The 1,054-nt window shown below is 30.8% G+C and carries 1 protein-coding gene; it reads right to left on the reverse strand.

The window, feature by feature from the left end:
• Positions 1 to 277 precede the first annotated feature (277 nt).
• Entirely contained in the window at positions 278 to 937 is a 660-nt protein-coding gene (locus M4I21_RS18460) for a hypothetical protein (RefSeq protein WP_249560701.1), read from the reverse strand.
• Between the last annotated feature and the right edge of the window lie 117 nt (positions 938 to 1,054).

The raw sequence follows: 1,054 nt of genomic DNA on the forward strand, positions 1-1,054 counted from the left end.
AATTGGTTCAGATTTTTTTAGTTTCTGAATTAGCTTTTTTTCTTTGTTGTTAAATGTATATTCCACTTTTTCTTAAATGACGCACAACGGTTTAGCTATGAACAGTACGGGAGCAAACTAGCGTTTGCTTTCCGCCACGCACATAGCGAAATCTTTTGGTTTTGTTTTTTCTTTTTTTGTGTCAAAGCGAAATCCCAAAGATTTTGCGACATTATAAATATACACAGACTTTGGCGTTTAAGCCCTAAACCCGTATTGTTTATAGGTTTTGTTGTGTTTAGTTATTTTTTAGCAAACGAGCTTTTTTATATTCCCATTCCATCATATTCATTTCTCCGCCTAAATAGTAGGAAGGCACATTTCCTTTAATTCCTAATCTGTACATTCCAATTCCCGATAACCCTTGTTCATCTTTTTTAAATCTCGAAAAGTATGGTTTGTCCAATTTCACATACTCACTTTGAATTCGAAATGATTCAAATAATAATTCTTGTCCAGAAAAAGAATCACTTACGCTTTTCAATAAAATCGGCTTTTTATTTGCTTGTTGTTGGCTATTAGGAACTAATACAACTTTTGAAATGTCTAATCCAATAAGTTTTTCGCTATTAACACCAACTGATTTTAGATAATCATTGAATTCAATTTCTTTTTCGAACAATTTATTTGACCAAAAAAAACCAGTAAAGCAATTCAATCTTAATGGTAAATCTGGTTTATGAATTTCTTTCTCCTTTTCTGTTAGCTCCAATGATTTTATAAAACTTGAGTTTTCGTCAAAGTAACTTCTCGAAGTTCGGTAATAACTAATGGTTTTGTACTTGCAATAAACAAGAACATTTTCTTTATCAACTGTTCCGTAAAAAACTTCGTTATCGTCAAACATTAGAACCCTTATTCGACTTTCTGCGAAGTTAAATACATCTCCGATTTTCATATTTTGTAGAATGTTTTTATAATTAAACACAACGTAATTGTATAAGGTTAGGTGCGTGGTTAAGAAACTAATTTAGTAAATAAAAACTGAATAGAAAATCCGAAGGGATTTTCGTAA

Origin of the sequence: Cellulophaga sp. 20_2_10 (assembly GCF_023476645.1) — a bacterium.
GTDB lineage: Bacteria > Bacteroidota > Bacteroidia > Flavobacteriales > Flavobacteriaceae > Cellulophaga.